The 23983-nt window shown below is 64.2% G+C and carries 15 protein-coding genes and 1 pseudogene; 12 read left to right on the forward strand and 4 right to left on the reverse strand.

Annotation, left to right across the window (positions count from 1 at the left end):
• The first annotated feature begins 4 nt into the window (after window positions 1-4).
• Window positions 5-1138, forward strand: a complete 1134-nt coding sequence (locus F6X40_RS00925) for a mannitol dehydrogenase family protein (RefSeq protein WP_187626526.1) — start codon at window positions 5-7, stop codon at window positions 1136-1138.
• A gap of 44 nt (window positions 1139-1182) precedes the next feature.
• On the opposite strand, the pseudogene F6X40_RS00930 reads toward F6X40_RS00925, so the two are convergent.
• Window positions 1183-1599: pseudogene (locus F6X40_RS00930) on the reverse strand (TonB-dependent receptor domain-containing protein); the annotation flags it as partial.
• Window positions 1600-2144: 545 nt separating this feature from the next.
• Here F6X40_RS00930 and bcsR point away from each other — a divergent pair.
• From bcsR to F6X40_RS00980, 10 genes are all read left to right on the forward strand, one after another.
• Complete coding sequence (gene bcsR, locus F6X40_RS00935; protein ID WP_090806611.1) at window positions 2145-2567, forward strand: BcsR/BcsP family cellulose biosynthesis protein; 423 nt, start codon at window positions 2145-2147, stop codon at window positions 2565-2567.
• Window positions 2568-2670: 103 nt separating this feature from the next.
• The gene (gene bcsA, locus F6X40_RS00940; RefSeq protein WP_187626527.1) at window positions 2671-4917 is read left to right on the forward strand and encodes a UDP-forming cellulose synthase catalytic subunit; all 2247 of its coding nucleotides are present in this window, start codon (window positions 2671-2673) and stop codon (window positions 4915-4917) included.
• On the forward strand, window positions 4914-7238 hold the full coding sequence (bcsB, locus tag F6X40_RS00945) for a cellulose biosynthesis cyclic di-GMP-binding regulatory protein BcsB (protein ID WP_187626528.1): 2325 nt from the start codon (window positions 4914-4916) through the stop codon (window positions 7236-7238). Before bcsA ends, bcsB (F6X40_RS00945) begins: the two co-directional genes overlap by 4 nt.
• Window positions 7239-7278: 40 nt before the next feature.
• The gene (bcsB, locus tag F6X40_RS00950) at window positions 7279-9687 is read left to right on the forward strand and encodes a cellulose biosynthesis cyclic di-GMP-binding regulatory protein BcsB (RefSeq protein ID WP_187626529.1); all 2409 of its coding nucleotides are present in this window, start codon (window positions 7279-7281) and stop codon (window positions 9685-9687) included.
• A 12-nt stretch (window positions 9688-9699) separates the two neighbouring features.
• Window positions 9700-13773, forward strand: a complete 4074-nt coding sequence (locus tag F6X40_RS00955) for a cellulose biosynthesis protein BcsC (RefSeq protein WP_187626530.1) — start codon at window positions 9700-9702, stop codon at window positions 13771-13773.
• Window positions 13774-13825: 52 nt separating this feature from the next.
• Window positions 13826-14476 (forward strand): SGNH/GDSL hydrolase family protein, encoded by a 651-nt coding sequence (locus F6X40_RS00960; protein ID WP_187626531.1) that lies wholly within the window; start codon window positions 13826-13828, stop codon window positions 14474-14476.
• A gap of 50 nt (window positions 14477-14526) precedes the next feature.
• Window positions 14527-15222 (forward strand): alginate O-acetyltransferase AlgF, encoded by a 696-nt coding sequence (locus F6X40_RS00965; protein ID WP_262421322.1) that lies wholly within the window; start codon window positions 14527-14529, stop codon window positions 15220-15222.
• Window positions 15223-15375: 153 nt separating this feature from the next.
• Complete coding sequence (locus F6X40_RS00970; protein WP_187626532.1) at window positions 15376-16785, forward strand: MBOAT family O-acyltransferase; 1410 nt, start codon at window positions 15376-15378, stop codon at window positions 16783-16785.
• Window positions 16786-16789: 4 nt separating this feature from the next.
• Window positions 16790-17965 (forward strand): alginate O-acetyltransferase AlgX-related protein, encoded by a 1176-nt coding sequence (locus tag F6X40_RS00975; RefSeq protein ID WP_187626533.1) that lies wholly within the window; start codon window positions 16790-16792, stop codon window positions 17963-17965.
• Window positions 17943-19607: a glycoside hydrolase family 44 protein gene (locus F6X40_RS00980; RefSeq protein WP_187626534.1), complete on the forward strand. Its 1665-nt coding sequence runs from the start codon at window positions 17943-17945 to the stop codon at window positions 19605-19607. Before F6X40_RS00975 ends, F6X40_RS00980 begins: the two co-directional genes overlap by 23 nt.
• 51 nt (window positions 19608-19658) lie before the next feature.
• Here F6X40_RS00980 and F6X40_RS00985 read toward each other — a convergent pair whose 3' ends face one another.
• The 3 genes from F6X40_RS00985 to F6X40_RS00995 all read right to left on the reverse strand — a co-directional run bounded on the left by F6X40_RS00985 (window position 19659) and on the right by F6X40_RS00995 (window position 22424).
• Complete coding sequence (locus F6X40_RS00985) at window positions 19659-20447, reverse strand: CDP-diacylglycerol diphosphatase (protein WP_187626535.1); 789 nt, start codon at window positions 20445-20447, stop codon at window positions 19659-19661.
• 103 nt (window positions 20448-20550) lie between these two features.
• Entirely contained in the window at window positions 20551-22005 is a 1455-nt protein-coding gene (gene iaaH, locus F6X40_RS00990) for an indoleacetamide hydrolase (RefSeq protein ID WP_187626536.1), read from the reverse strand.
• A gap of 203 nt (window positions 22006-22208) precedes the next feature.
• Window positions 22209-22424 carry a transcriptional regulator gene (locus F6X40_RS00995; RefSeq protein WP_187626537.1) on the reverse strand — a complete coding sequence of 72 codons (216 nt, stop codon included), beginning with the start codon at window positions 22422-22424 and terminating at the stop codon, window positions 22209-22211.
• 739 nt (window positions 22425-23163) lie between these two features.
• Between F6X40_RS00995 and F6X40_RS01000 the strand changes: the two genes are divergently transcribed.
• Window positions 23164-23877 (forward strand): J domain-containing protein, encoded by a 714-nt coding sequence (locus F6X40_RS01000; protein WP_187626538.1) that lies wholly within the window; start codon window positions 23164-23166, stop codon window positions 23875-23877.
• The last annotated feature ends 106 nt before the right edge of the window (window positions 23878-23983 follow it).

A 23983-nucleotide genomic window follows, 5' to 3' on the forward strand; every position in this document is an offset into this window, starting at 1 on the left:
TGCCATGAGCCAGCCAATTCTCCAGTTCGGCACTAGCCGCTTTCTTCAGGCGCATGTCGACCTGTTTGTTTCGGAAGCCATGACGCGGGGTGCCGCGCTCGGTGGCATTACAGTCGTGCAGACCACCAGCAGCGAGTCCAGTCAGAAGCGTATTGCAGCGCTGGCAGAGGGCGGGCGATATCCGGTACGGGTTCGAGGTATGCGTCACGGAGTGCTGGTGGACGAAATGCTGAGCGGCAACGCGGTGCGCGCAGCATGGCACGCCGAGTCTCATTGGGCACAAGTGCGAGACGCCGTGGCAGAGCACGTCGAAGTGATTGTTTCCAATACGGGAGACAGGGGATTCCGGCTGGATGACCGGGATACCGCGACGCTCGTGAATCATCCGGAGCGCGTGCCACAGAGCTTTCCGGCCAAGCTGCTGGTGTTGCTTCATGCCCGTTGGGAACGAAACCCTGATGCGCCGCTCTCCCTTTTTCCATGCGAACTCGTGGTCAATAACGGCGATACGTTGCGCGAACTTGTCGTGACTCTCGCGGTAAAGTGGCGGCTGCCGGAGCCGTTCACTATCTACCTTCGAACGCGTTGCATATGGGCCAATTCGCTCGTCGATCGCATCGTTTCGCAGGCGATTGAACCGGTGGGCGCCGTTGCCGAACCGTATGCGCTCTGGGCGATTGAGCAGCAGCCGGGGCTGGTTCTACCCTGCACCCATGAAAACATCGTTTTGACTGACGATCTGCAGCACTTCGAGCGCCTGAAGTTGTTCCTGCTCAATCTCGGTCACAGCTATCTGGCGGAGCGGTGGCTAGAGGACCGCCGACCGGTTGACGAGACCGTATGTCAGGCAATGAACGACCCGATACTACGCGCCAGCCTGGAAACTGTCTGGGCGGAAGATGTGCTCCCGACATTTGCGGTCCTCGGTCAGCGCGAGCAGGCTCTCGCCTATCTCGTCGAGTTACGCGAGCGCCTACTCAATCCGTTTCTTGAGCACCGGATAGCGGACATCGCGCAGAATCACACAGAAAAATTGCAGCGGCGTTTTCTGCCGCTCGTGCAACTTGCCGACAAACTCGGCGTGAAGCCTGGACCGCTGCGAATACGAGCGATGCTGGAGCGCGTCGCATCGGTTTAGCCAAGTCCCGAATACCCGCCATTGCGAAGCTTGGAAATGCCTTATCACCAATCACATTTCGCAGTAGCCAACACAGTCCGCTCGTTGCCGAATACACAAGCTGGGTACGATTGGCAAGCGCTCACGTAGCGAGGATCGAACACGTTCGCCACATTCAGTGCGAGGCGCCAGTTGCGAGTGTCATAGCGCAGCGCGGCGTCTCACAACGTATAGCTTGTGATGGTGAGCGAGTTGTCGGCCGCTCCCGCCAGCGCGCTCTGATAGCGGATGCCCGCGCCGATGCCGAAGCCGGTGAGCGCGCCCGTATGCCATGTCCAGTTGGTCCACAGCGACGCCATCTGGCGCGGGCGCGCAACGTCGACCGGCCAGTTGTTCAGCGAAGCGTCGTTTGCCTTGACGTTCTTCACGTCCTGATAGACGTACGACGCAATTATCGACCGGTCCCGCGTTACATTTCCGACGTCGGCCCTCGTATGCCAGTGCTCGAACAGATCCAGAGCGATTTCATGACAACGACCTCAAGGGCAACACCACGGCGCGCTTTTCAAAACCGATTCCCAGCGCAAATTCGGGAATAATCGGGCGCCCAATAAAAAGCAAACGTTTGACTGACCATATTTAACATTTTAAACGCTTAACTTTGCTCTGGAAATGCCGATATATAGATTGGAATTATTTGGGGGCCACGCATTAAATTCCGCTGTACAATACGCGCCGCTCATCCTGAGCGCAAGGGTATCTCATGAGTTACACGCTCGTACCGCAGCGGCGGGGCCCTCGGTTGCCTTGACTGAAAAAAGACCTGGGCGCGGCTCTCCTGAAGAGGTCTCTAAAGGGCGAGTGTATCAATGGTGCCGCCTCACGATTTGGGAATTATTATGGCGGACGCAATGATGTAACGAATAATGGTTATCCTTATTCGGTAAGTAAAAATTACGGCAGATTGCCCGATGGTACGCGGTGCAGTCTGCAACAAACAATATGGCCAGTTCGACGGGGATGGCGTATGAGCAGTGCATCAGACATTTCGAATCTCTTCCAGATGTTGGGCGTGAGCCCGTCGCATTATCAAGAAATAGAAAGAATAGAGCAGGGGCAAGGTTCGCGTGGGCGTTGGTCCATGCAGACCACGTCGTCGCCAGGGGACACGACCCGGGACGACTCGGCTCGCGAGGCTGAAGCCGTTCTTCCCACCGATGTGACTGAAGTGGCCCCCGCCGCGCCGCCGCAGCTGATTGCGCCAGCCGTCCCCGCTGCCGTGTCCGGATCTCTTCCGGTATTGCAAGCCGCCCCCGAACAGCCGGTCCTTCAGTTCAATCCCGAACCTGTCACCGCTCCTCAACAGCCGGATTCTCTGAGCGCCGTGTTTGCGCGCCTGCGGGAACGGAGCGAGCCTCAAGAAGGTGTTCCGCAACGCCAGACGTCATGAACTTCGTCACAGTCTTTTCCGTCAATGACGGCCTGGTTAAAACCACGGTGGCCGCGAACCTGCGCGTCGTGCCGAACCGGCGCACGCGCTAGAAGACCTTTCCATGGCACAGATCAAAGGTAGGCTGAGCAAGACGGAGCCGCGGCGGCAAACGCGCAACACGGACCATGCCGGAGGTTGGGACGACAAACTTCTGGAAGCGGGGACACCGCTATGGGCGTCGAACTGGCTGCGGCTGGCAGTGACGCTATTGGCCGCGCTGTTGTTCACTTCTGCCATGACAGTCAATCTGGCCGTGTCGAAGCAATGGACGTTTGGCATCCTTTGCATGGTCGTCGCGGTTCTGCTGAACCGCATTCGCGGCAGGATCATCACGGTGTCCCTGGTGGCATTGTCGGTGTTTATGTCCTTGCGCTACCTGTACTGGCGCCTGACGCAGACGCTGTCCTTTACCACCTCGCTCGACATGACCTTTGGCTGCCTTCTGCTGCTGGCCGAAGGGTACGCGGTGCTCATGCTGTTGTGCAGCTACTTTCAGACGCTCTGGCCTCTGCATCGCCGGCCTGCGCGATTGCCGGCCGATAGCTCGGCATGGCCGACGGTGGATGTGTACATTCCCACGTTCAATGAGCCGCTGCAGGTCGTGCGGCAGTCGGTGCTGGCCGCCACACTGCTCGACTGGCCGGCCGACAAGCTGCGCGTGTATGTGCTGGACGACGGCCGTCGTGACGAATTCCGGCAATTCTGCGAGCAGGCTGGCGTGGATTATCTGACCCGGCCGGACAACGCGCATGCCAAAGCAGGCAATCTCAACGCGGCACTCTCCAGGACGAGCGGCGAGTACATCGCAGTGTTCGACTGCGATCACGTCACCACGCGCTCGTTCCTGCAGGTCTGCATGGGTTGGTTCCTGAAAGATCCGAAGATGGCCATGGTGCAGACGCCGCACGTCTTCTACTCGCCCGATCCGTTCGAGCGCAACCTCGAAACCTTCCGCAAGGTGCCCAACGAGAGTGACCTGTTTTACGGCGTGCTGCAAAACGGCAACGACTTGTGGAATGCCGCTTTTTTCTGCGGTTCCTGCGCGGTGCTGCGGCGTTCGGCGCTGGAGGATGTAGGCGGCGTGGCGACGGAAAGTGTCACGGAAGATGCGCTCACCGCGCTCAAGATGAGCACGAGGGGCTACAACACGGCCTATCTCGCCATCCCTCAGGCAGCGGGTCTCGCCACCGAGAGTCTGGGGCGTCACGTCGGTCAGCGCATACGCTGGGCACGAGGCATGGCGGAAATATTCCGTCGCTTCAACCCGCTGTTGATCGCAGGGCTAACACTGCCACAGCGTCTGTGTTACCTGAGCGCGATGATGCACTTTTTCTTCGGCTTGCCGCGCATCGTGTTTCTGATCACACCGATGGCGTATCTGTTCTTTGGCGCGCACGTCTTTCATGCTTCCGCGCTGATGGTGCTGGCCTATGTCGTGCCGCACCTCGTCATTTCGAGCCTCGGCGCCTCGCGCATTCAAGGGCGTTTCCGACATTCATTCTGGAGCGAAGTCTACGAAACGGTACTGGCCTGGTACGTGATTCTGCCCGCGTTGCAAGCCGTACTCTTTCCAGGCAGCAAAGGCTTCAACGTGACGTCCAAGGGCGGGGTGATCCGTCAGTCCTTCCTCGACTGGGCGATGGCCCGGCCCTACATCGTTCTGCTGCTCATCAATCTGAGCGGATTCATGGTGGGTGTCGCAGGTCTGATCCGCAGTCCGGGTTGGCCCGAAGCGACGAGCATTCTGTTCAACCTGGTATGGGTAACCTACAACATCATGAACCTCAGCGCGGCCGCGGGCGTAGCGAGCGAATCGAGACAGTTGCGTCTCGCTCCGCGGGTCCAGATCGAACTGCCGGCCGCCGTGATTCACGCCGACGGAACTCGCATCGACTGTCAGACCAGCGACTATTCGCACGGTGGTCTGGGGCTGGTGCTGCCTGAGGGCGCACCGTTGCCGGAGCACGGCGATCGCATCACGGTGGCGGTGTTGCGCGACGACTACGAGGACGTTTTCCCGGCCGAAGTGCAGGTGTGCCGCGGACGCACCGTCGGCGTGAGTTTTCCGACCCTGACGATCGCTCAGGAGCGCGCCTGGATAGGGGCGACGTTTTCGCGCGCCGACAGCTGGATCGCCTCATGGGGCAGATATCGTCCCGACAGGCCGCTGCGAAGCCTGTTTGAGGTGCTCGGCATCGGCATGCGCGGCTTCGGGGAGTTGTTCCGGCATCTGTTCCTGGGTGGGCGTGAGCGCCTTGGCCGTTCGTCCGCAGACCCGGCAAGCGACTTGGGAACAAAGCAATCGTGAGTGTCGGCTACCTGTCGCTTTTGCGCTCCTTGACGAGCGCGCGCCGGTTGGGCGCGGTGTTGTGTTCGGTCCTGTTGCTCGGAGCGGGCGACGTGCTGGCCGCGTCGGCTGTCCCGGTCGATGCCGTGCGCCAAGGCCCGCACCCGGAACTCAGCGCGGCGGCGCCGGCCGACGCGTATACCTACCGGATCCCGCTGCTGCGGCAAAACGCGGAGCAGGGATTGACCTTGCTCGGCGAGGATGCCTATGCGGGCATGGACTTCGGTTTGCGCCGCGACGAGCGCGTGGTCAGCGCGCGGCTCGTGCTGGACTACAGTTACTCGTCCACATTGCTGCCTACGCTCTCGCATCTCAAGGTGTTGCTCAACAGCGTTGTGGGGGCGACCGTAGCGTTGCCCGAACCGGCACCGCGGACGCCGGCGCATATCAGTGTGGACCTGCCGGTGTCGCTGCTGTCCGGGTTCAACCAGCTCACCCTCGAGTTGATCGCGCATAGCAAGGCGAGCGATCAGGGCAACAATCCGCTGAGTTCCGACCTGTGGCTGAAGCCCGGGCCGGACAGTGCGCTGGAACTGACCGTGGTTCCGGCGACCCTGTCCAGTGACCTGTCGCAACTGCCCGCGCCGTTCCTCGACGTGCGCGATGTGCGCAGGGTGGACCTGCCCGTCGTGCTGCCGCAAGCGCCTCGCGCGCAGCGCCTCGAATCGGCCGGTATCGTGACCTCGTGGCTGGGTGCGCAGGCGGGCTATCGCGGTGCGCACTTCTCCGCGAGCCTGGGTGCGATACCCGCGCATGGACATGCGGTGGTGCTCGCGCTGCCGGGCGAGGTGCCGGGCTTGACCCTGCCTGCGGTGGAAGGGCCGATGCTGGCCATCGTGCCCAACCCCAATGACGCTAACGGCAAGCTGCTGCTGGTCATGGGCCGCAACGACGCGCAGATCCGCGAGGCCGCGACCGCGCTGGTGCTTGGCGCGAAGACGCTGTCGGGCTCTCGGGTCAAGATCGACGCCCCGGTTTCCGTTGTGCCGCGCAAGCCTTATGACGCACCCAACTGGCTGCCGGGTGACCGCCCGGTGCAGTTGGGCGAGATGCTAGCGGCGGACCGCTTGACGGTGCAGGGCTTTCGCCCTGGGGCGATCAATGTGGACCTGCGTCTGCCGCCGGGTCTGTTCGGTTTTGACAACAGCGGCGCGGTGCTGAACCTGCATTACCGTTATACGGCCCGTCCGGAGTCAACGCGCTCGGAGCTCGGTGTGCTGGCCGGCAACACGCCCCTGCAGACCTTGCCGCTGACAGGCGACGCGTCGGACGGTTATGCGGTGATACGCGTTCCGACCTATCTGCTGCCGACGTTGACGACGCTGCAATTCGACTATCGCTACGAGTCCGTGGCGCCGCAAGACCACGTCGAGGACGTGCCCGGCGGCCCGCTCCTGAGCGCCATCGATCCGACTTCGACGATCGACATTTCCCAACTGCCGCGTTACGCAGCCATGCCGGATCTGCGCGCCTTCGCAGACGCAGGCTTTCCGTTCACGCGGATGGCCGATCTGTCCGGGACGGCGGTGATCCTGCCCGCACAGCCGGTCGCTGGCGACTATTCCGCTTACCTGACGCTGATGGGCAGCATGGGTCAAACCACGGGTTATCCGGTGCTGGGCATGACGGTGGGCGATCCAGCGCAGGTTGACGCGCTGCGTCGCAAGGACCTGCTCGTGCTGGCGTCGGGCGATAACCAGCCCTTGCTCAAAGCATGGCGTGATGATCTGCCGCGCGGCTTCTTCGCTCCGGTTGCTTCATCGAACCGCTGGATCGCCGCGTGGTGGGAAAAGCTGACGGGTGGGCATGCGCAGGCTGAACGCGAGGCCGCCATCGCCGCACTGTATAGCAGCGACGACCATGACGGCATGTTGGCGGGACTCGAGTCGCCGCTGGCGCGCGGCCGCAGCGCGGTGGTCGTAGCGGGCAATACGCCGGACGGTCTCGACACTGTCGTGGACGTGCTGCAAGCCAACCGCTACCTCATCAGCAAGCGTCCGGACCACAAGATCAGCGGCAGCCTCGTGGTCGTGCATGACGGCACGCTCACCACGCTGAGCAACGATCAAAGCTATTTCATCGGGTCCTTGCCGCCTGGGCTCGCGCTCGAATGGTTCTTCGCGAGCCACATCCTGCTGCTGCTCGTGGCGACGCTCGCCAGCGTCGCGCTCATAGGTTTGCTCGGCGGCGTGTTTCTGCACCGGCGTGCCCTGAATCGATTAGACCTGGATATTCCCCAGACATCGCAACGTGAAGAAGGACGAAGAGGTTCTCATGTTTAGAAGACGGCCTGACATCTCCCGGGCACGCCTTGCGCGTTGCATGACTGCGCAACCAGTATGGCCGGCACTGTTGCTCGGTTGTGTGTTTGTCACATCGACGGTAACCCAGGCCGCGCAACCAGCGGCGGCTGCCGCCGCTGCGCGGCAGGACGCGCCGGCTTCGGCCGGCGGCGCGGCCAACCCGGTCGCGCGGCCGGCAACGGGAGATAGCAACGCGGCGCCGCTGCAGTCCGCGCCGGACGCCGGAGCCGCTACCGCGGCTTCTTCGACGGTGACCTATTCGCTGCAGCAACTCGGCGCGCAATACGCGCTCAACCTGCGCGGCGTCGACGGCAGCAATACGCTGCCGGTCGGCGTGCGCGACGATCGGGTCGTCACAGGTGCGCGACTGAACCTGCGCTATGCCTATTCGCCGGCGCTGCTGCCCGATCTGTCGCACATCAATGTGCTGGTCAACGATCAGGTGGCGGCGTCGATCGACGTGCCCAAAAACACCTCCGGCACCAACCTGCAGCGCACTATCACGCTGCCGCCGTATCTGTTCACCGCGAACAGCAAGCTGCGTCTGCAACTGATCGGCCACTACACCAACCAGTGCGAAGACCCGCTGCATTCGAGCCTGTGGGCCAACATCAGCAACGACAGTACGCTGAGCATCGACACCCAGCCGCTGGCGCAGGCCAGCGAGCTGGCTCGCCTGCCGCGACCCTTCTTCGACGAGCACGATATTCGCCGGTTGAACCTGCCGTTCGTGTTCGCCGGCAATCCTGATACGGCCGCGCTGGAAGCGGCCGGCGCCGTGTCGTCGTGGTTCGGCGCATTGGCGACCTATCGCGGCGCGCAATTCCCGGTATCGATCTCTACCGTGCCTGCCAGGGGCAACGCGGTCGTCATCGTCGACAGCGCGGCGCAAGCGAGCCTGGCGGGCTCGCCGCTGCAAGGTCCGACTCTCGCCGTCGTGACCAACCCCAACGATCCCAACGGCAAGCTGTTGCTGGTGATGGGCCGTGACGGCAAGGAACTCAAGCAGGCCGCCGACACGCTGGTCACGGGCAGCCAGACGCTGTCGGGTTCGAGCGCGCTCATCGCGCGGTTCGCCGAGCTCGCGCCGCGCAAGCCGTACGATGCGCCGCGCTGGCTGCGCACCGACCGTCCGATGTCGTTGGGCGAACTCGTCGACGCCAAACAATTGCAGGTGTCGGGCTACAGCCCCGATCTGATCCGCATCAATATGCGCGTGCCGCCCGACCTGTTCGGCTGGCACGCGCCCAACGTGCCGATCGACCTGCATTACCGCTATACGCCGCAGCCTTATATGGTCAATTCGTCGCTGCTGTTCAGCGTCAGTGACCAGTTCATGAAGTCGATTCCGCTGCTCTCGCTCGAACGGCTCGAGGGCGGCAGCAAGCTGCGGGGTGAAGTTTTGCCCGACAGCAGCCTGCCGCGCCAGGCGAAACTGGACGTGCCGCTGGAGGCGCTGTTGCAGCCGAATACCCAGTTGCAGTTCCGCTACATGTACGACTACATCAAGCAGGGCGAGTGCCGGGACATCATCATCGACAACGTGCGCGGCGCGGTCGATCCCGAATCGACGATCGATCTGTCGCAGTATCCGCACTACATCGCCATGCCGAACCTGGCCTCGTTCGCCCAGGCGGGCTTCCCGTTCACGCGCATGGCCGACCTGTCCGGAACGGACGTCGTATTGGGCCCCAACGCGGGCACACCGGAATACAGCACGTATCTGGCGGTGATGGGCCGCATGGGCGATTCGACCGGCTATCCGGCGCGCGGCGTCACCGTGCTGCGCGGTCAGCGCATCGACGCGATGCCGTCCGACAAGGATCTGCTCGTGATCGCCTCGGGTGCGGATCAAGCCTGGCTCAAGGACTGGGCGCGGACCATGCCCGCGGCGTATGACCACAGCGCGCAGTTCGCCGTATCGGATCTGCCGGGTCGCGTGCTGGGCTGGTTCCATGCCAACCCGCGCCTCGACGCCGAACCCCGCCGCCTGTCGCTGGCCTGGTCAGGGCCGGGCGTGAGCGCCGTGCTCGCAGGCTTCGAATCGCCGAAGCAACCGGGCCGCAGCGTGGTCATGCTGGCCAGCAATCAGCCCGACGGCCTGACGGATGCGGTCTCCGCGTTGCTGGATGCGCCGAACTCCGGCAAGCAGCCCATCCAGGGAAGCCTCGTGTCCATCCGCGGCACGGAAGTCGATTCGCTCGTGAGCGAGCATACCTACTACGTCGGGCATCTCGGCATCTGGCGCGGCCTCGACTGGTGGCTGGCTTCATTCGGCCTGTCGCTCGCGTGGGTGCTGAAGGCGCTGGGCATCATCGCGCTCGTGCTGATCGCGGTTGGTCTGTTTTCGTTCTTGCGGCGCCGCCAGGCCCGGCGCGACGCTGAAGCCCGTGAGCGGCTGCGGGCATCGCGGCAGCAACAATCATAAGCAAGGAAAGTCATGTCAGTCAGACGCAGCCGCAACCGGGCCTGGATTCTCGGACTGATGGTCGCATCGGTCGGCCACCCGGGCTGGGCGCAGGATGCTACGTCCAACATGCTGCTGGAACAGGGCCGCTACTGGCAAACGCATGACAAGCCCGATCTGGCCGCGCAGTCCTGGTCGAAACTGCTGCTGAGCGACCCGAAGCAGCCCGAGGCGCTGTATGGGATGGGCACGATCGCCGTCGGCAAGCAGCAGTTCGCGGCGGCGAACGGGTATCTGGCCAGACTTCGTGCGGCCGCGCCGGGCAGCCGCTTCGTGCCGCTGCTCGAGCAGAGCTTGCGCCTCGCGGTCGAACCGGGTAAGTCCACGTTCGCCAAGGCGCGCCAGATGGCGCAAGACGCCGTCAACCAGAAGGATCAGGCCGCGTTGCTGGCGGCCATCGCCGAATATAACAAGGCCTTGGGCGGTAAAGCGCCGCAGGGCAGTGTGGCGCGAGAGTATTACAGCTATCTCGGCTATACGGATGGCGGTGTGGATCAGGCCATCCAGGGCCTCGAGCGCCTGAATGCCGAGACGCCGAACGATCCGAACACCATGTTGCCGCTGGCCCAGCATATGGTGCGCGACGAACAGGATCGCGCGGCGGGTGTCGCCCTTCTGGAAAAGCTTGCCGCTCGTCCGGACATCGGCGGCGAAGCGACGGAAGTCTGGCGCTCCGTGCTGACTTGGGTCACGCCCACGCCGAAAAACAGATCGTGGTTTGAAGACTATCTGAAGCTGCATCCGGACGACGACGAAATACGCCATCAGATGCTGGCGCCGCATCCGCTCGCACCGGCCGGTCCGGTCGTGGATGCACGACTGACACGCGGTTTCGCCGCGTTCAAGTCAGGCGACATCACCACGGCAGAGCAGTCCTTTTCCGCTGTGCTGCGTGACAAACCCGACAGCACGGATGCGCTGGGGGGACTGGGCCTCGTGCGCATGCAGCAAGGCGACCTGGCGCAGGCGCAGACGCTGCTGTCGCGGGCGGTGTCGCGTCCGGGCGCGGGCGCGAACTGGGCCAAGGCCCTCAATTCCGCGCGCTACTGGCTGCTGGTGAGCCAGGCCGAGGGCGCGCAAAACGTGGGCGACTTCGCCGCCGCGCGACGCGAACTCGATCAGGCGCTGCGGCTGGATCCAGCCGAGCCGGGCGGGCGCAATGCGTCGGCCCGGTTGGATGCGGCGCAGGGCGATCTGACGCGTGCTGAAAAGGGCTACCGCGACGTGCTGGCGACAAGCCCCGATAACCGCGAGGCGGCGAGCGGCCTCATCGATATCCTGGCGCAGACGGGACGCGCCGATGAGGCCCAGAAGTTGATCGACGGCATGTCACCCGAACAGAAGGCCGGCATCGGCGGGCTCGATCGGCTGCGCGCCGCCGTCGCCGCCGCTCGGGCCGATGCCGCCGCGCAGCGTGGCGATCTGAGAGCGGCCCGGCACATTCTGGAAGACGCCCAGCGCAGCGCGCCCGACAACCCGTGGATTCGTCTGGAACTGGCGCGCTACGATCTCAAACAGGGTCATGCCGACGAAGCGAAGCAACTCGTCGACGGTCTGCTCGTCACGAACCCGGACAATCCCGAAGCGCTCTATGCGAGCGCGCTGCTGGCCATGCAGATGGGCGACTGGACGCGCGCGCAGGACACGATGACGCGCATCTCCACCGCCTCGCGCACGCCGAACATGGTTGCGACGGCGCAGCAGATCGATTTTCAGATGGTCGTGGCGCAAGCCTCGCAAACGGCGCTCGAAGGCAATCTGGAGGATGCGCGCAGTGTGCTGGCGCGGCTCGAACCCGCAGCGGGTCAAGACCCGGCCAAGGTGGGCGCGTTGGCGCAGGCGTATGTCGACGCGGGCAACACGCCGCGCGCCATGAGCCTGATGCACGGGCTGATGCCTAACGGTCTGAAGGGCAGCGGCCCGGATGTGCAACTGGCTTATCTGGGCCTGTTGCTCAAGACCAACCAGTATGTCCAGGCCGGGCTCGCGATGCGCGAGTTGCACGGCCAGACGCTGACCGCGGACCAGCGCCGGCAACTGGACGAACTGAACTACCTCTACACCGTGCGACTGGCTGACCAGCAACGTCAGCAAGGTGACCTCGCGCAGGCCTACGACACGCTGGCGCCGATCCTCGCGAAGCGGCCCAACGACAGCCTCGCCACGGCCGCGCTCGCGCGCATGTACGCCGCCGATGACAAGTATGACCAGGCACTGTCGCTTTACCAGAAGGCGCTCGTCAACGACCCCAACAATCCGGGTTTGCAACTGGGCGTCGCGATGGCGGCAGTGCAGGCCGGCAAGAACAGCGTTGCCGATGCGGCATTGAAAGAGGCCGTTGCGAAGGCGCCCAACGATCCCGACGTGCTGGCCGGCGCCGCGCGCATTTACGTCATGCAGGGCAAGACCCGCGAAGCGCAGTCGCTGCTGGAATCCGCCATTGACGCCAAGGAAAAGCGGCTCGGCGTGAAGGCGCAAGACGTCCACGTGGCGGGCAATCCCTTCGTCCACGACGACGACGGTCATCGTCGTCAGGTCCGCCACCGTCGCCTGCCCGCTGCCGAAACGTTCGCCCCGCAACCCGCGGCGCCGGATAGCGTGCTGGCGAACCAGAAGCCTGGTTTCGGGCCCGCTGCCGCTCCGGCTGCTACCGCGGCGAGCGCGGCGAGCGCGGCGAGCGCGGCGAGCGCGACTGCCTCGACCGTGACATCCACGGCTGCGCGCGAGCGCTCGTCCTCTGGTCCATCCGCTCTGCCAACCGTGGCGGGCACGCCGGTCGGCGGCCTGGCGCCGCAAGACACGGTCGCGGTGAGCGAGCCTCAGGACGGTTCGCCGTCGCTCGAGGAAATGCGTAATGAACTCAGCGACCTCCGGGCGCAGCGTTCACCGGAAGTCAGGGGTGGGCTGTTCGTCTCGTCGAACAACGCAGCACCCGGTACGGGTCAGTTGACGAGCGTGCAGCAAGCTCTGGAAGGGGTGCTGCCGGTCGACAACGGCAAGCTTTCCATTCGCGTGACGCCGGTTGAACTCGAGGGCGGCACGTTGGGTACCGACGTCTTCAGCGCCAGTCAGTTCGGCGGCGGCCCGGCCGCCACCCGGGCGCAGCAGGCCGGCAAGGTCGCCGCACCGGGCAAACAGACCGCCTACGGCGTCGGTCTGGGTCTCGGCTACGAGACTGGGAACTGGATGGCCGACATCGGCACCACGCCTTTGGGTTTCAAGTACACCAATGTCGTTGGCGGCGTGATGTTCAGGAACTCCATCGATGCCGGGCAGGGCAGTTGGTTCAACGTGGGCGTGTCGCGCCGCGCCGTGACGGATAGCATCACGTCTTTTGCTGGCTCGACCGATTCGCGATCCGGCTTGAGCTGGGGTGGCGTGACTGCCACCGGCGTGCATGGTGCGATCGGCCTCGACAATCAGGACTACGGCGTCTACGGCTACGGTTCCGCGAAATACCTGGACGGTCATAACGTCCAGTCCAACGTCGGTGCCGAGGTCGGCGCCGGGACGTACTGGTACCTGCTGCGCACGGAAAACAGCATGCTGAGCGCGGGCGTGAACCTGAGCGGCATGATCTACGACCACAACGCGAACAACTTCACCTACGGCAACGGCGGCTACTTCAGCCCGCAGCGGTTCTATGCGTTCAACCTGCCGCTCACGTGGGCGCAGCGTTCGGAGCGCTGGACCTACAAGCTGCAAGGGGCCGTCGGTGTGCAGTACTACCACCAGGCCGGCTCGCCGTATTTCCCGACCGACAGCGGGTTGCAGGCCGCAGCAGTCTCAGCGGCTTCGATGATTGGCCTCGCCGACGGCGCGATCCATCCCGACCAGTCCTCGACCGGCTTCGGCTACAACCTGCTGGCTACGGCCGAATACCGTTTCACCAATCATCTGACTGGCGGAGCCTCGGTGGGCGCCAACAACGCGTCCAGCTACCGGCAGTGGGCGGCGGGCCTGTATCTGCGCTATACCCTTGCGCCACAGACGAAGGCGCTCGATATGCCGGTCATCCCTTACCAGTCGCATTACAGCGATCAGTAGCCCGCCATACTGATCGATCGGACATTGATTATTTTTCAGGAGTCGAAGAGTCATGCTTGCTTCCGTACTTGCTGGTCTCAGCATTCTCATAGTCGGCGATAGCCATCTGAGCGAACCCGGTTATCTCATCGATACGTTGCAGGATCAGTTGATCGCCGCTGGCGCGCAGGTGCATACCTACGGCGTCTGCGGCAGTATTCCCGGCGATTGGGTGAAGTCCGTGCCCGGCACATGCGGTGGCGCCGAGCGTAACGGCAAGGCGCCCCTGGTCATCGACCACAACGCGAAGACCCAACCCGTCGATCAATTGATCGCCGCGAACAAGGCCAAGCTCGTCATCATCGTCCAGGGCGACACGATCGGCGGATACGGCAAGGACGATTTCCCGAAGGCCTGGGCCTGGCAGCAGGTCACGGCGCTGACGCAAGACCTGGCCGCCAACAAGACGGCTTGCGTCTGGGTAGGGCCGGTCTGGGGCACCGAGGGCGGCAAGTATCAGAAGAGCTTCGCCCGTGTGAAGCAGCTGTCGTCTTTCCTCGCCGCCAATGTCGCGCCGTGTCAGTACATCGACTCGCTCACGTTTTCCAGGCCGGGCGAATGGGCGACGGTCGATGGTCAGCATTTGACGACGACCGGCTACAAGTACTGGGGCACGGACATCATGAAGGCGCTGGTCAAGCTGCCTGTCGTTCCGCAGAAATGACGCGCCGGGCTTCGAGCTGCGCCTGCCCAGGTTTCCCGTTTGAGAAAAGAATGAAAAATTTCCTCTCCTCCCTGTTGTTGTCCGGCTTCGCTCTGTCCGGTCTCGGTTTGTCCGTGCAGCCGGCCATGGCCGCAGAAATTCCGCTATACCCGAGCGGTCCCGCGGAGGACTCGTCGTTCGTGCGTTTTGTCGATGGCGGTTCGGGTCCGGTCGACGTGAGCGCGGCGGGGTCGAAAGCGCGTCTGACGCTCGACGCCGCGAACCCGGCCACTCACTTCCTTCCGATCGCCGCCGGCAAACCGGTGGGCGGCACACTGAGAGCCGGTAGCGCGCACCAGGACGTATCGGCGACGGTGCAGCCTGGCGAGTTCGTCAGCATCGTTGCGCTCGATGGCGCGGATAAAGCGGGTGGCCTGCATACGGTGACGGTCCGCGAAAAACCCGACGACTTCAATGCGCTCAAAGCTTCGGTGGCTTTCTACAACCTCGACGCTGGCTGCGCGACACCCACGCTGAAAGTGCCGGGTCGCGACATCGTGCTGCTCGACGGCGTGGCTGTGGGACAAGCCAGGCGGCGCCAGGTCAACCCGGTCGCCCTCTCGGTGCAGCTGGTCTGCGGCGGCCAGCCTGTGGGGCAGCCGCTCAGCCTGGGTACGCTCGCGGCGGGGCAGCGTTATACGGTGTTGCTCGTGCCGGGCGGGGCGCATTCGCGCATCTTCATGGCGAACGACGCGGTGAGCCACTGATCGCATTTGCGCCTCCTCCTTGAAAGCGACGCCGCTCATCGCCGATTTCCGGCTGTTCCCCGTTTTTCATCTGGTTACGACGGGCAGAGCGGGGTTCGGTGTGTTTCGCGATGGCGCGTCGGTCCAGATATCTTTTTCGATTGAGAACGATGCATGGTTTTCGCGTCCCTCGAATTCCTGACGCTGTTTCTGCCGGCCTTTCTGGCGATCTACGTCGCGTTGCCCGCGCGTTGGCGCAATGGCGTGCTGCTGTGTTGCAGCTGGCTCTTCTACGGCTGGTGGAGCCCCGTCTTTCTGCTGCTGTTCATCGCGCTGACCTTCTGGGGCTGGTTCGGCGGCATGGTCATAGACAGGGCGCCGAGCCAGCGTGCACGCGGTGGCTGGCTGGCCGTGTTCATCGTCGTCAACGTCCTGATATTGGGCTGGTACAAGTACGCCAACATCGTGGTCGATAGTCTCGACAGTGTGCTGGGGGCAGGCCATGCAGGGTCCATCCCCTGGCGACACGTCGTGCTGCCCATCGGGCTTTCGTTCATCGTGCTGCAATCCATCTCCTATCTGATCGACGTGCAGCGCGGCACGGTGGCGGCCGATCGCAGCATGATCCGTTACGGCGCCTATCAGGGGATGTTCGTGCATCTGATCGCGGGGCCGATCATTCGCTATGCGTGGGTGAGGCGCGAGCTGGTGTCGCGCGAGGTCGACTGGGACGGTTTTGCAGCCGGCGCAAGGCGGCTCATGGTGGGCATGAGCATGAAGGTGCTGGTGGCCGACACACTCTCGCCGATGGTCGACGCGATCTTCTCGTTGCACGCGCCCACGCTGGCCGACGCCTGGCTGGGCTGCGGTTTCTACACGCTGCAGTTGTTCTTCGATTTCGCGGGCTACAGCGCCATGGCCATCGGGTTGGGGCAGATGCTGGGCTTTCGCTTTCCCGAGAACTTCAACCATCCGTACCTTGCCAGCAGCATTCAGGATTTCTGGCGCCGTTGGCACCTGTCGTTGTCGAGCTGGATACGCGATTACCTGTACATCCCGCTGGGCGGCAACCGCCACGGTGAGTGGCAAGCCTGCCGCAATCTGTTGCTGACCATGGCGATCGCCGGCCTGTGGCACGGCGGCGATAGCTGGAACTTCCTGCTGTGGGGCCTCGTTCATGGCATCGCCCTGATGGTCGCGCGCCTCTGGCGCCGGTTCGATATGCCGACCATGCCGTCCTGGTTATCGCACGTGCTGACGCTGGTTTTCGTCATGCTCGCGTGGACACTGTTTCGCGCGGCGGGTTTCCCTGCCGCGCTCGCCATGTATCGCGGCCAGTTCGGTTTGAATGGCATCGGCTTGAGCGACGCGACGCTCGTGCTGCTGCGGCCCGTGCACGCTCTGGCTGCCGGGTTGGGCATCGTGTGCGTGCTGCTGCCGCTCTGGCAACAGCGTTGGGATAGCCTTCCCGACACGGCGCTGCGGCAGGTATGGCAGGCGGGGTGGCCGCTAGCGGGTTTTCTGTTGTCGTTCGGTCTGATCGTCGCGCGCGGCGCGGTGCCTTTCCTCTACTTCCAGTTCTGACGCCATGGAAGATCCCAAGCCGCTACCTCAATTACCCGCCTCGCGCGCCAGCAAGATCGCTGCCGTCATCCTGATGGTCTTCCTGTTCGCGGGCCTGCTTTCCAATCTCAGGTTCGCGTCGACGACCGAATCGGTGTTGCCTCATGCCGTGACCCGGGCCGGCATTCTGGACGGTGCGGTATCGAAAGAACTCGCCAATCGCATGGCCGATACGCCGATCGCCGCCGACGCGGCGCGCGCGCAGCGCGCGCTGGGCTGGCTGACGCTGCACGATCTGGGCCCGCGCGTGCGGCAGGGCTGCCCGGGCTGGTTGTTCCTGCGCGACGAACTCAGCGTGTATGCCGATAGCGACAGTCATCTCGCCACGCGCGCGGACACGGTGGCCGCCGTGCGGCGCGAGCTGGCGAGGCACGGTATCGCGTTGCTGGTCGTCGTGGTGCCCGACAAGTCGCGTATCGAGCCGCAACATCTGTGCAGTCTGTATCGACCGGTTTCGTTGGGTGCGCGTCTCGCTGAGTGGACCTCGCGTCTGACCGCTGACGGCGTGCAGGTGCTGGATCTAAGTCCGGCGCTGCGTGGCGCGCCGGGCGGCGCTTTTTTTCGGACTGACACGCACTGGACCGAGGACGGCGCGGGTGCCGCGGCGCAGGCCGTGGCGCAGCGCATCCGTGCGATGGGGGTCCCGCTGGGTTCGAGCAAGCCCGACTATCGCGTCACAGACAAGCCTCCCGGCCGGCGGCCCGGCGATCTTGTGCGTCTGGCCGGCCTGGATGATTTGCCGCCGTCCTGGCAGCCGAGGCCTGAGATTGCGGCCAGCCGTGACTACATTCCTCAGGCTCAGGCGGCCGCGTCAGCCGACGATCTGTTCGGCGATGCCGATCTGCCTGGCATCGCCGTGATCGGCACTTCTTATTCGACGACGTCCGATTTCGTGCCTCAGCTCGCTTTGGCACTCGGAACAGGCGTGGGTAATTTCGCACGCGAGGGCGGCAAGTTCGGCGGCTCGGCGCGCGCCTATTTCGCGAGTCCGGCTTATGCTCAGACGCCGCCCAGGCTCGTCGTTTGGGAATTGGACGAACGGGATCTGCAGTCGCCGCTCGAAGCGGAAGATACGGTCGTCGTGCCGAAATCCAGCGCCATAGACTCACGGACTCCGCATGTCGAAGCCAGCACACTTTAACTGCCATAGCTTGATGGCGATGATGCTAGGGGCGGGCGCGCTGCTCTACGCCGATCTGCCCATGGCTGCGCCGCTGCCGGTGATCATTACGGTGGATGCCGCGGCCAACCGGCATCCAATCAGCCCGCTCATCTATGGCTTGAACTTCGGGACGGCGGAAATCCTGCGGGATCTGCGCGTGCCGATCAACCGCTCGGGCGGCAACACCGCTTCGGCTTACAACTGGCGGGTCGACGCTCACAACACGGGCCAGGACTGGTTTTTCGAAAGCCTGCCGACCGATCCAAAGGACATCTACCAATATAACGACCGTTTCGCGGCGCTTACCCGTGACGGACACGCTTTACCGATGCTGACCATCCCGATGATCGGCAGGGTAGCGCGACTCGATAAGGACGGTAAGCCGCTCGTCAGTTTTTCGGTCAGCAAGTACGGCAAGCAGCAGAGTGTCGACGCTCACGGTTTGTCTGACGCGGGCAACGGCATCGCACCCGACGGCACCCCTATCAGGAACGACCCGGACGATGCTTCGTTGCTGGACGATCCGCAGAGCCAGCAGGAGCGCGTCAGGCAACTCATGCGTGGATCCGGTAGTGCCGGCTCGGACGGTGCGCATTACTACCTGATGGACAATGAGCCGAGTCTGTGGCAACTCAACCATCGCGACATGCATCCCATCGGCGCCCATGCCAGCGAGGTAGCGAACAAGGTGATCGCCTATTCGCACGCCGTGAAGGCGGCAGACCCGGGCGCGCGCGTCGTGGCGCCGGAAGAGTGGGGTTGGACCGGGTATCGTTTTAGCGGTTTCGATCAACAGTACTTCGCCGCGCACGGTCAGGGCAATCCGCCGGACAGGGAAAACGAAACGCGAGGCATGGACTACGTCCCATGGCTGCTCACGCAATGGAAGCAGGCCGGCCGCCCTGTCGACGTTTTCAGCCTGCACTTTTACCCGCAGGGCGGAGAATTCAAGGAAAACCAGAATGCGGCCACGGCTGAAACGCCTGCCATTGAACTCGCCCGTAACCGCTCCACGCGCGACCTGTGGGATACGAGCTACAAGGATCCGACCTGGATCAATGGCGTGGTGGCCCTGATTCCGTTGATGCGGCGGTGGGTCGACAGCTATTACTACGCTGGTACGCCGATCGCGCTGACGGAATACAGTTGGGGCGGCGATACGACCATGAACGGCGCCACGGCCCAGGCCGACGTGCTGGGCATCTTTGGCCGGGAAGGGTTGGACATTGCCACGCGCTGGGGCACATTGAATCGGGACATGCCGGTCTACAAGGCGATCAAGCTCTATCGCAACTACGATGGCCAGGGCTCGGGCTTTGGCACCACCAGCATCGCCGACACGCAGCCCGACCCGGATCGGGTCTCGTCTTTTGCCGCCGTGCGTGATCACGACCGCGTCATGACCATCGTGGTGATCAACAAGCAGCTTGATCAACCGGCTGACGCCACCATTGCGATCAACAACTTTGATGTGACTCAAGGCAAAGCCCAGACCTGGCAACTCATGGACAATGCCATATCCCGTCTGCACGACACCGACTATGCGAGCGGCCAATTGCACCTTACTCTGCCGCCGAAAACCGTAACCTTGCTGGTTTTGCACGGCGCGGGCCGGCAATGACTCCGTTGCTCGCATGCTGGTGCGGGCCAATTCTGCGTGTTCGGCAAACGCTCAATGATCGTCCGCGAAGCGGCACGCGTGATCGAGCAGCCCTTCGGCCGTGCCGCTGCCGCCTTCGATGTCGATACCGCTGTTGACGATCAGCCAGCCATCCCGAGCCGCGGACGGTCCCGCGCCGGTAACCAGGATGGTTTGCGTGGCCATCGCCGCCGGATCAGGATTGTCGCGGGCGACGATCCGGAACGGGTTGTCGGCGCCGCTCAGCGAGTTCACCCGCATGATCCTGTAGCGCTCGCCATCGAGCGTCTCCCAACGCCACTCGCCGGGCGTGTCGTGAGCGTGATCGGCGAGCGCGGCGCTGACTTCACGCCGCATGCAATCGATGTGGATATGCAGCTGGTTTTGCGAGCGACGAGATTCGGAGTTGATTTCGAGGCCGAGCTGATCGTCGGGCAACTCGCGTTTGACCGCTTGCTGCACGTAATGACGCGAATCCCACGCGTCACGCCAGTAGTCCTTCGCATCGGGCGCGAGGATCAGCGGACTTTCGATGCCGGTGATGCGATCGGTCGGCATCAGCAGAAACTGCGAGCGGCCGAGAATGTCCTTCAGGACGACGTAGCGTTTGTCGAGATCGACGACCGTGCATTGACCCGGTGTGCCCGTGGCCTGCTGCGACGGCACGCAGCGGATGTCGACGATCTTCCACAGCGCGTTGGAATCGACCGTCGCGAGGCGCGCGCAGGCGCTGGCGGCGAAAGCGACCGCGAGCACGGCGCTCAAGTGAACGACGCGGCGTACGACGCCGCGAAATGAGAGGGCGGTGGCGGGGGTCGTCATCGTCGCTTAAGAGGAGGTTCGGGCGGGCAAAGCGTCGGAATGCGGGCTGCAACGCGCAGGCATTAAAGCACAAACCTGATGGCGCGCACGTGAAACACGGGCTTCAAAGCACCGGCGCGGGCAACGTTCCCAGTACCTGTTCGAACGCGACACCGATGGCCAGCAGGCGCCTGTCCGAGCCGAGCGGTCCATCGAGTTCGAGGCCGACCGGCAGCCCGCTCGCGCTGATACCCGCCGGCAGCGACAGCCCCGGAATGCCGGACGTGCTGGCCGGGTCGGTATTACGCAGGAACGCTTCCATCGTATCGATTGGTGGACCGCCGTCGATCGTGACCGTCGACGAACCGTTCAGATCGTCGATCGGTACCGCGACGAGCCGCGTCGTCGGAAACAGCAACGCGTCGAGACCGGCATTCGCGAACGTCGCGGCGACGTAGTTCCGCAGCCGCGGTCGCCAGTAGTTGAGCGCCGCCGAGTAGTGCGAGCCGAGCACGTCGGCGAGCACGTCGTCGTAGATCGCGCGCACATCCGGGCTCGCGATGCGCACGGCCAGTGCGGCGACGGTTTGCACCGGCGCCCGATTCGCGACCAACCACGCGAGCACGTCGTCGCGCGCTTCGTGAATGGCGAGCGGACCGCCGACCATCCCGTTCAGATACTCCAGCTCATGCATCGCGACCGGCACGAACGTGACGCCCGCCGCTTCGAGCTTTTGCAGTGCGGCGCGCGCGACGTCCTCGACCTGTCGCTCGAGAGCATCCCACAGCGGCGCGGGCAAGCCGATGCGCAAGCCATCGAGCGCAATCGCAGGCAACGCGCCGTCGCCGGTGATCACGCCGTCGAGCAGCGCCAGGTCGGCGACGCTGCGTGCCATCGGCCCGACGGTGTCGCGCGTATGGCTGATCGGCACCACCGCGTTGGGGTCGTGATAGCGCCGCTCGGCACCGCCATTGCCGACCGATGGACGCAAACCTGCGGTGCCGGTCAGCGCGGCCGGGATGCGGGTCGAGCCGCCGGTGTCGGTGCCGAGTCCGGCGGGCGCGATGCGCGCGGCGATCGCCACCGCGGTGCCGCCCGACGAGCCGCCCGGTATCAGCGACGGATCGTACGGATTGCGCACCGGCCCCGCGTGCGCGGACAGGTTGGTACTCGTGATGCCGAACGCGAGTTCGTGCATGTTGGCCTTGCCGAGCACGATCGCGCCCGCGTCGACGAGGCGTTGCACCGATGGGGCGTTGGTGTTCGGCACGAAGCCCGCGAGCGCGGGCGTGCCGGCCGTCGTCGGTAGACCTGCGGTGTTGATGTTGTCCTTGACGACGATCGGCAAACCGGCGAGCGGCAGACGTGCCCGCTCAGCCGGCGGCAATGCGTCGATGCGCTGCGCCGCCGCGAGCGCGCCGTGGAAGTCGAGCGTGGTGAGCGCATTCAGGTGCGAGAGCGCGGCGGCGCGCGCGAGCAGGGTGGCGACGTAGTCGGTGGCTTTGAGGCGGCCCGATTGCAGCGCCTCGACCGCTTGTGTCGCGCTGAGCGCGAGCTGTGCGTCGACGGTCCATGTCATGACCGGCGTCTCCGTATCGATGGGTGCGTCGCGGGCGGCGCGAGTTTCGACTGCATCCGTCGAAGTAGCGGACAGCTCACGCGGGCAGACAGCGAACGCAAGGGTTCAGCTATTCTGGCACATCCGCCTCAAACCCGATGCCGGGCGATGCGCAACGCTTGTCGTGCTCGCTGTCATCGACATCGATGCGCTCCGGGATCGCCTTATTGGTGATTATCGATCCACATACGCCCCCAGTCCGACGCGTAGGCGAGCGCATGCTCTTCGTCGAAGAAGTAGTCGAGCGCGTCGAACGAATAAGCCTTGCGCGTATTCTCGTTGCGCTGCTCGATCGTCAGATTGGCGGCGAATAATCCGTTGGGGAGCGGTTGCGTTGCCGCTTCGACCTCGTAGCCCTTGTAGCGGATGTGTGAGTTCATGATCTTGACTTGTCTGTGTGCCCGCGAATGTCGTGCGGAATACCAATGCGTGTGGCGCGGCCCTGTCGTTGCCATAGGTGAGTGAAGCGGCGGGCAGGTCAAGCGTAGGGCGCGCTGCGCAGCGGTTGAACCAATCTTTCGTCGAAAGCAGATCAGCGCGGGGCCGGAGTGGTAATCAGAAGCCCGGATTGGATCGAAGTCGCTGTGTGCGGTGACTCTATTCGCGTGGAGGCACGGTGTCTGTTATGTGGCGCACGGTCGCTCGGCGCAAAGCGTGGCGCCGCGCGCGATTGCGGCGGCGTCACGGTGCCCGGGGAGTATTCAGACCGCGTGCAGCACGCGCGCGGGACGACCGTCAGCGGCGATGGAGGTGGCGGGGCTCGGTGCGCAGGCCAGGCTCGCAGTCGCATGGCTCGCAGTCGCATGGCTCGACGCGGCGCGCGCTTTGCAATGCACGTGAGCGCGCGGCCGATAAGCATATGGCGAACCGTTGGTTGGGCGCGTGCGGGTCTGACGGTAAGATGGGCTCGTCTCCGCCATGACATCTCCTTAGACGTGGGACTCGGTCTCGCTACGCAAGTGGTGGGGCCTTTTTTCGTGGGCCGTTGGAGGACGATCTGCCGCCGTGCCATCGCGGCAATGCCGGCATGCGCGTGCCTGCGTGGAGGCCGGGTCACGATGACGCCGCTTTTAGCATGCTACGATGCCCGCAGTGATTTTTCGCGAGATCGAGTCCAGCATGGCAACCCTGTATGAGACGCTCGGCGTGCCCGCGCACGCCACCGACGACGAAATCAAGCGGGCCTACCGGAAAGCCGCGATGAAGTGGCATCCGGACCGCAACCACGGTGCCGAGGACGTGGCGCGCGCGGCGTTCCAGGAAATCAGGGACGCGTACGCGATCCTGTCCGATGCCGAGCAGCGCAACGTCTACGACGCGGTCTACACCGAGCAGATGCGCGAGTGGGAGGCGCAGCACACGCGTCGGCAACGCGCGCAGGCGAAGCGCGAGGCAGCGGCGCGCGCGGCCGACGAAGCCGCGTATGCCGAGATGGTGTCGATCGCGATCCGCTTCGCCGACCAGGGCCACAATCGCGACGTGCTGTTCGGCGTGCTGCTCGGGCGGCAATGCGAACCGCAGCGCGCCGCGCAGATCGCCGACAGCGTCGCGGCGTTGCAGGCCGCGCGCCGCGACGAGGCGGACGCCGCGCAAAACGCCCAGCGCGCGGGAAAGACCGCGAAGAGCCCGCAAGCGGCGCAAGCCGAGGCGTCCGAGCCCGAACTGGCGGACCGCGCGCAAGACACCGGCGCGGCCTCGCAAACCGCCCCACACGACACGCAGCCTTCCAGAAGCGAGAACCATGCGAAGCGCGACGAAACCGTCAGCGACATGCATCCGGCCGGCGCGCTCGGCAACCTGTGGTTTCAGTTCCTCAACAGCCTGAAGTTCTGACCCGCCGCCGACGGCGACCGGGCCAGGCCCATCGTGCCGGACCAGCGGGCCGGCGGCAGCGTCGGTTGATCTGGCAAATATTGACAGGGTGCTGAAACAGCGGGCC

This window comes from Paraburkholderia sp. UCT31 (genome assembly GCF_014397655.1).
Taxonomy (GTDB): domain Bacteria; phylum Pseudomonadota; class Gammaproteobacteria; order Burkholderiales; family Burkholderiaceae; genus Paraburkholderia; species Paraburkholderia tuberum.

Bases quoted from the DNA above. Each gene is read 5' to 3' on its own strand.
- F6X40_RS00925 (WP_187626526.1), top strand. From the start codon at position 5: ATGAGCCAGCCAATTCTCCAGTTCGGCACTAGCCGCTTTCTTCAGGCG.
- bcsR (WP_090806611.1), top strand. From the start codon at position 2,145: ATGAGCAGTGCATCAGACATTTCGAATCTCTTCCAGATGTTGGGCGTG.
- bcsA (WP_187626527.1), top strand. From the start codon at position 2,671: ATGGCACAGATCAAAGGTAGGCTGAGCAAGACGGAGCCGCGGCGGCAA.
- bcsB (WP_187626529.1), top strand. From the start codon at position 7,279: ATGACTGCGCAACCAGTATGGCCGGCACTGTTGCTCGGTTGTGTGTTT.
- F6X40_RS00955 (WP_187626530.1), top strand. From the start codon at position 9,700: ATGTCAGTCAGACGCAGCCGCAACCGGGCCTGGATTCTCGGACTGATG.
- F6X40_RS00960 (WP_187626531.1), top strand. From the start codon at position 13,826: ATGCTTGCTTCCGTACTTGCTGGTCTCAGCATTCTCATAGTCGGCGAT.
- F6X40_RS00965 (WP_262421322.1), top strand. From the start codon at position 14,527: ATGAAAAATTTCCTCTCCTCCCTGTTGTTGTCCGGCTTCGCTCTGTCC.
- F6X40_RS00970 (WP_187626532.1), top strand. From the start codon at position 15,376: ATGGTTTTCGCGTCCCTCGAATTCCTGACGCTGTTTCTGCCGGCCTTT.
- F6X40_RS00975 (WP_187626533.1), top strand. From the start codon at position 16,790: ATGGAAGATCCCAAGCCGCTACCTCAATTACCCGCCTCGCGCGCCAGC.
- F6X40_RS00980 (WP_187626534.1), top strand. From the start codon at position 17,943: ATGTCGAAGCCAGCACACTTTAACTGCCATAGCTTGATGGCGATGATG.
- F6X40_RS00985 (WP_187626535.1), bottom strand. From the start codon at position 20,447: ATGACGACCCCCGCCACCGCCCTCTCATTTCGCGGCGTCGTACGCCGC.
- iaaH (WP_187626536.1), bottom strand. From the start codon at position 22,005: ATGACATGGACCGTCGACGCACAGCTCGCGCTCAGCGCGACACAAGCG.
- F6X40_RS00995 (WP_187626537.1), bottom strand. From the start codon at position 22,424: ATGAACTCACACATCCGCTACAAGGGCTACGAGGTCGAAGCGGCAACG.
- F6X40_RS01000 (WP_187626538.1), top strand. From the start codon at position 23,164: ATGGCAACCCTGTATGAGACGCTCGGCGTGCCCGCGCACGCCACCGAC.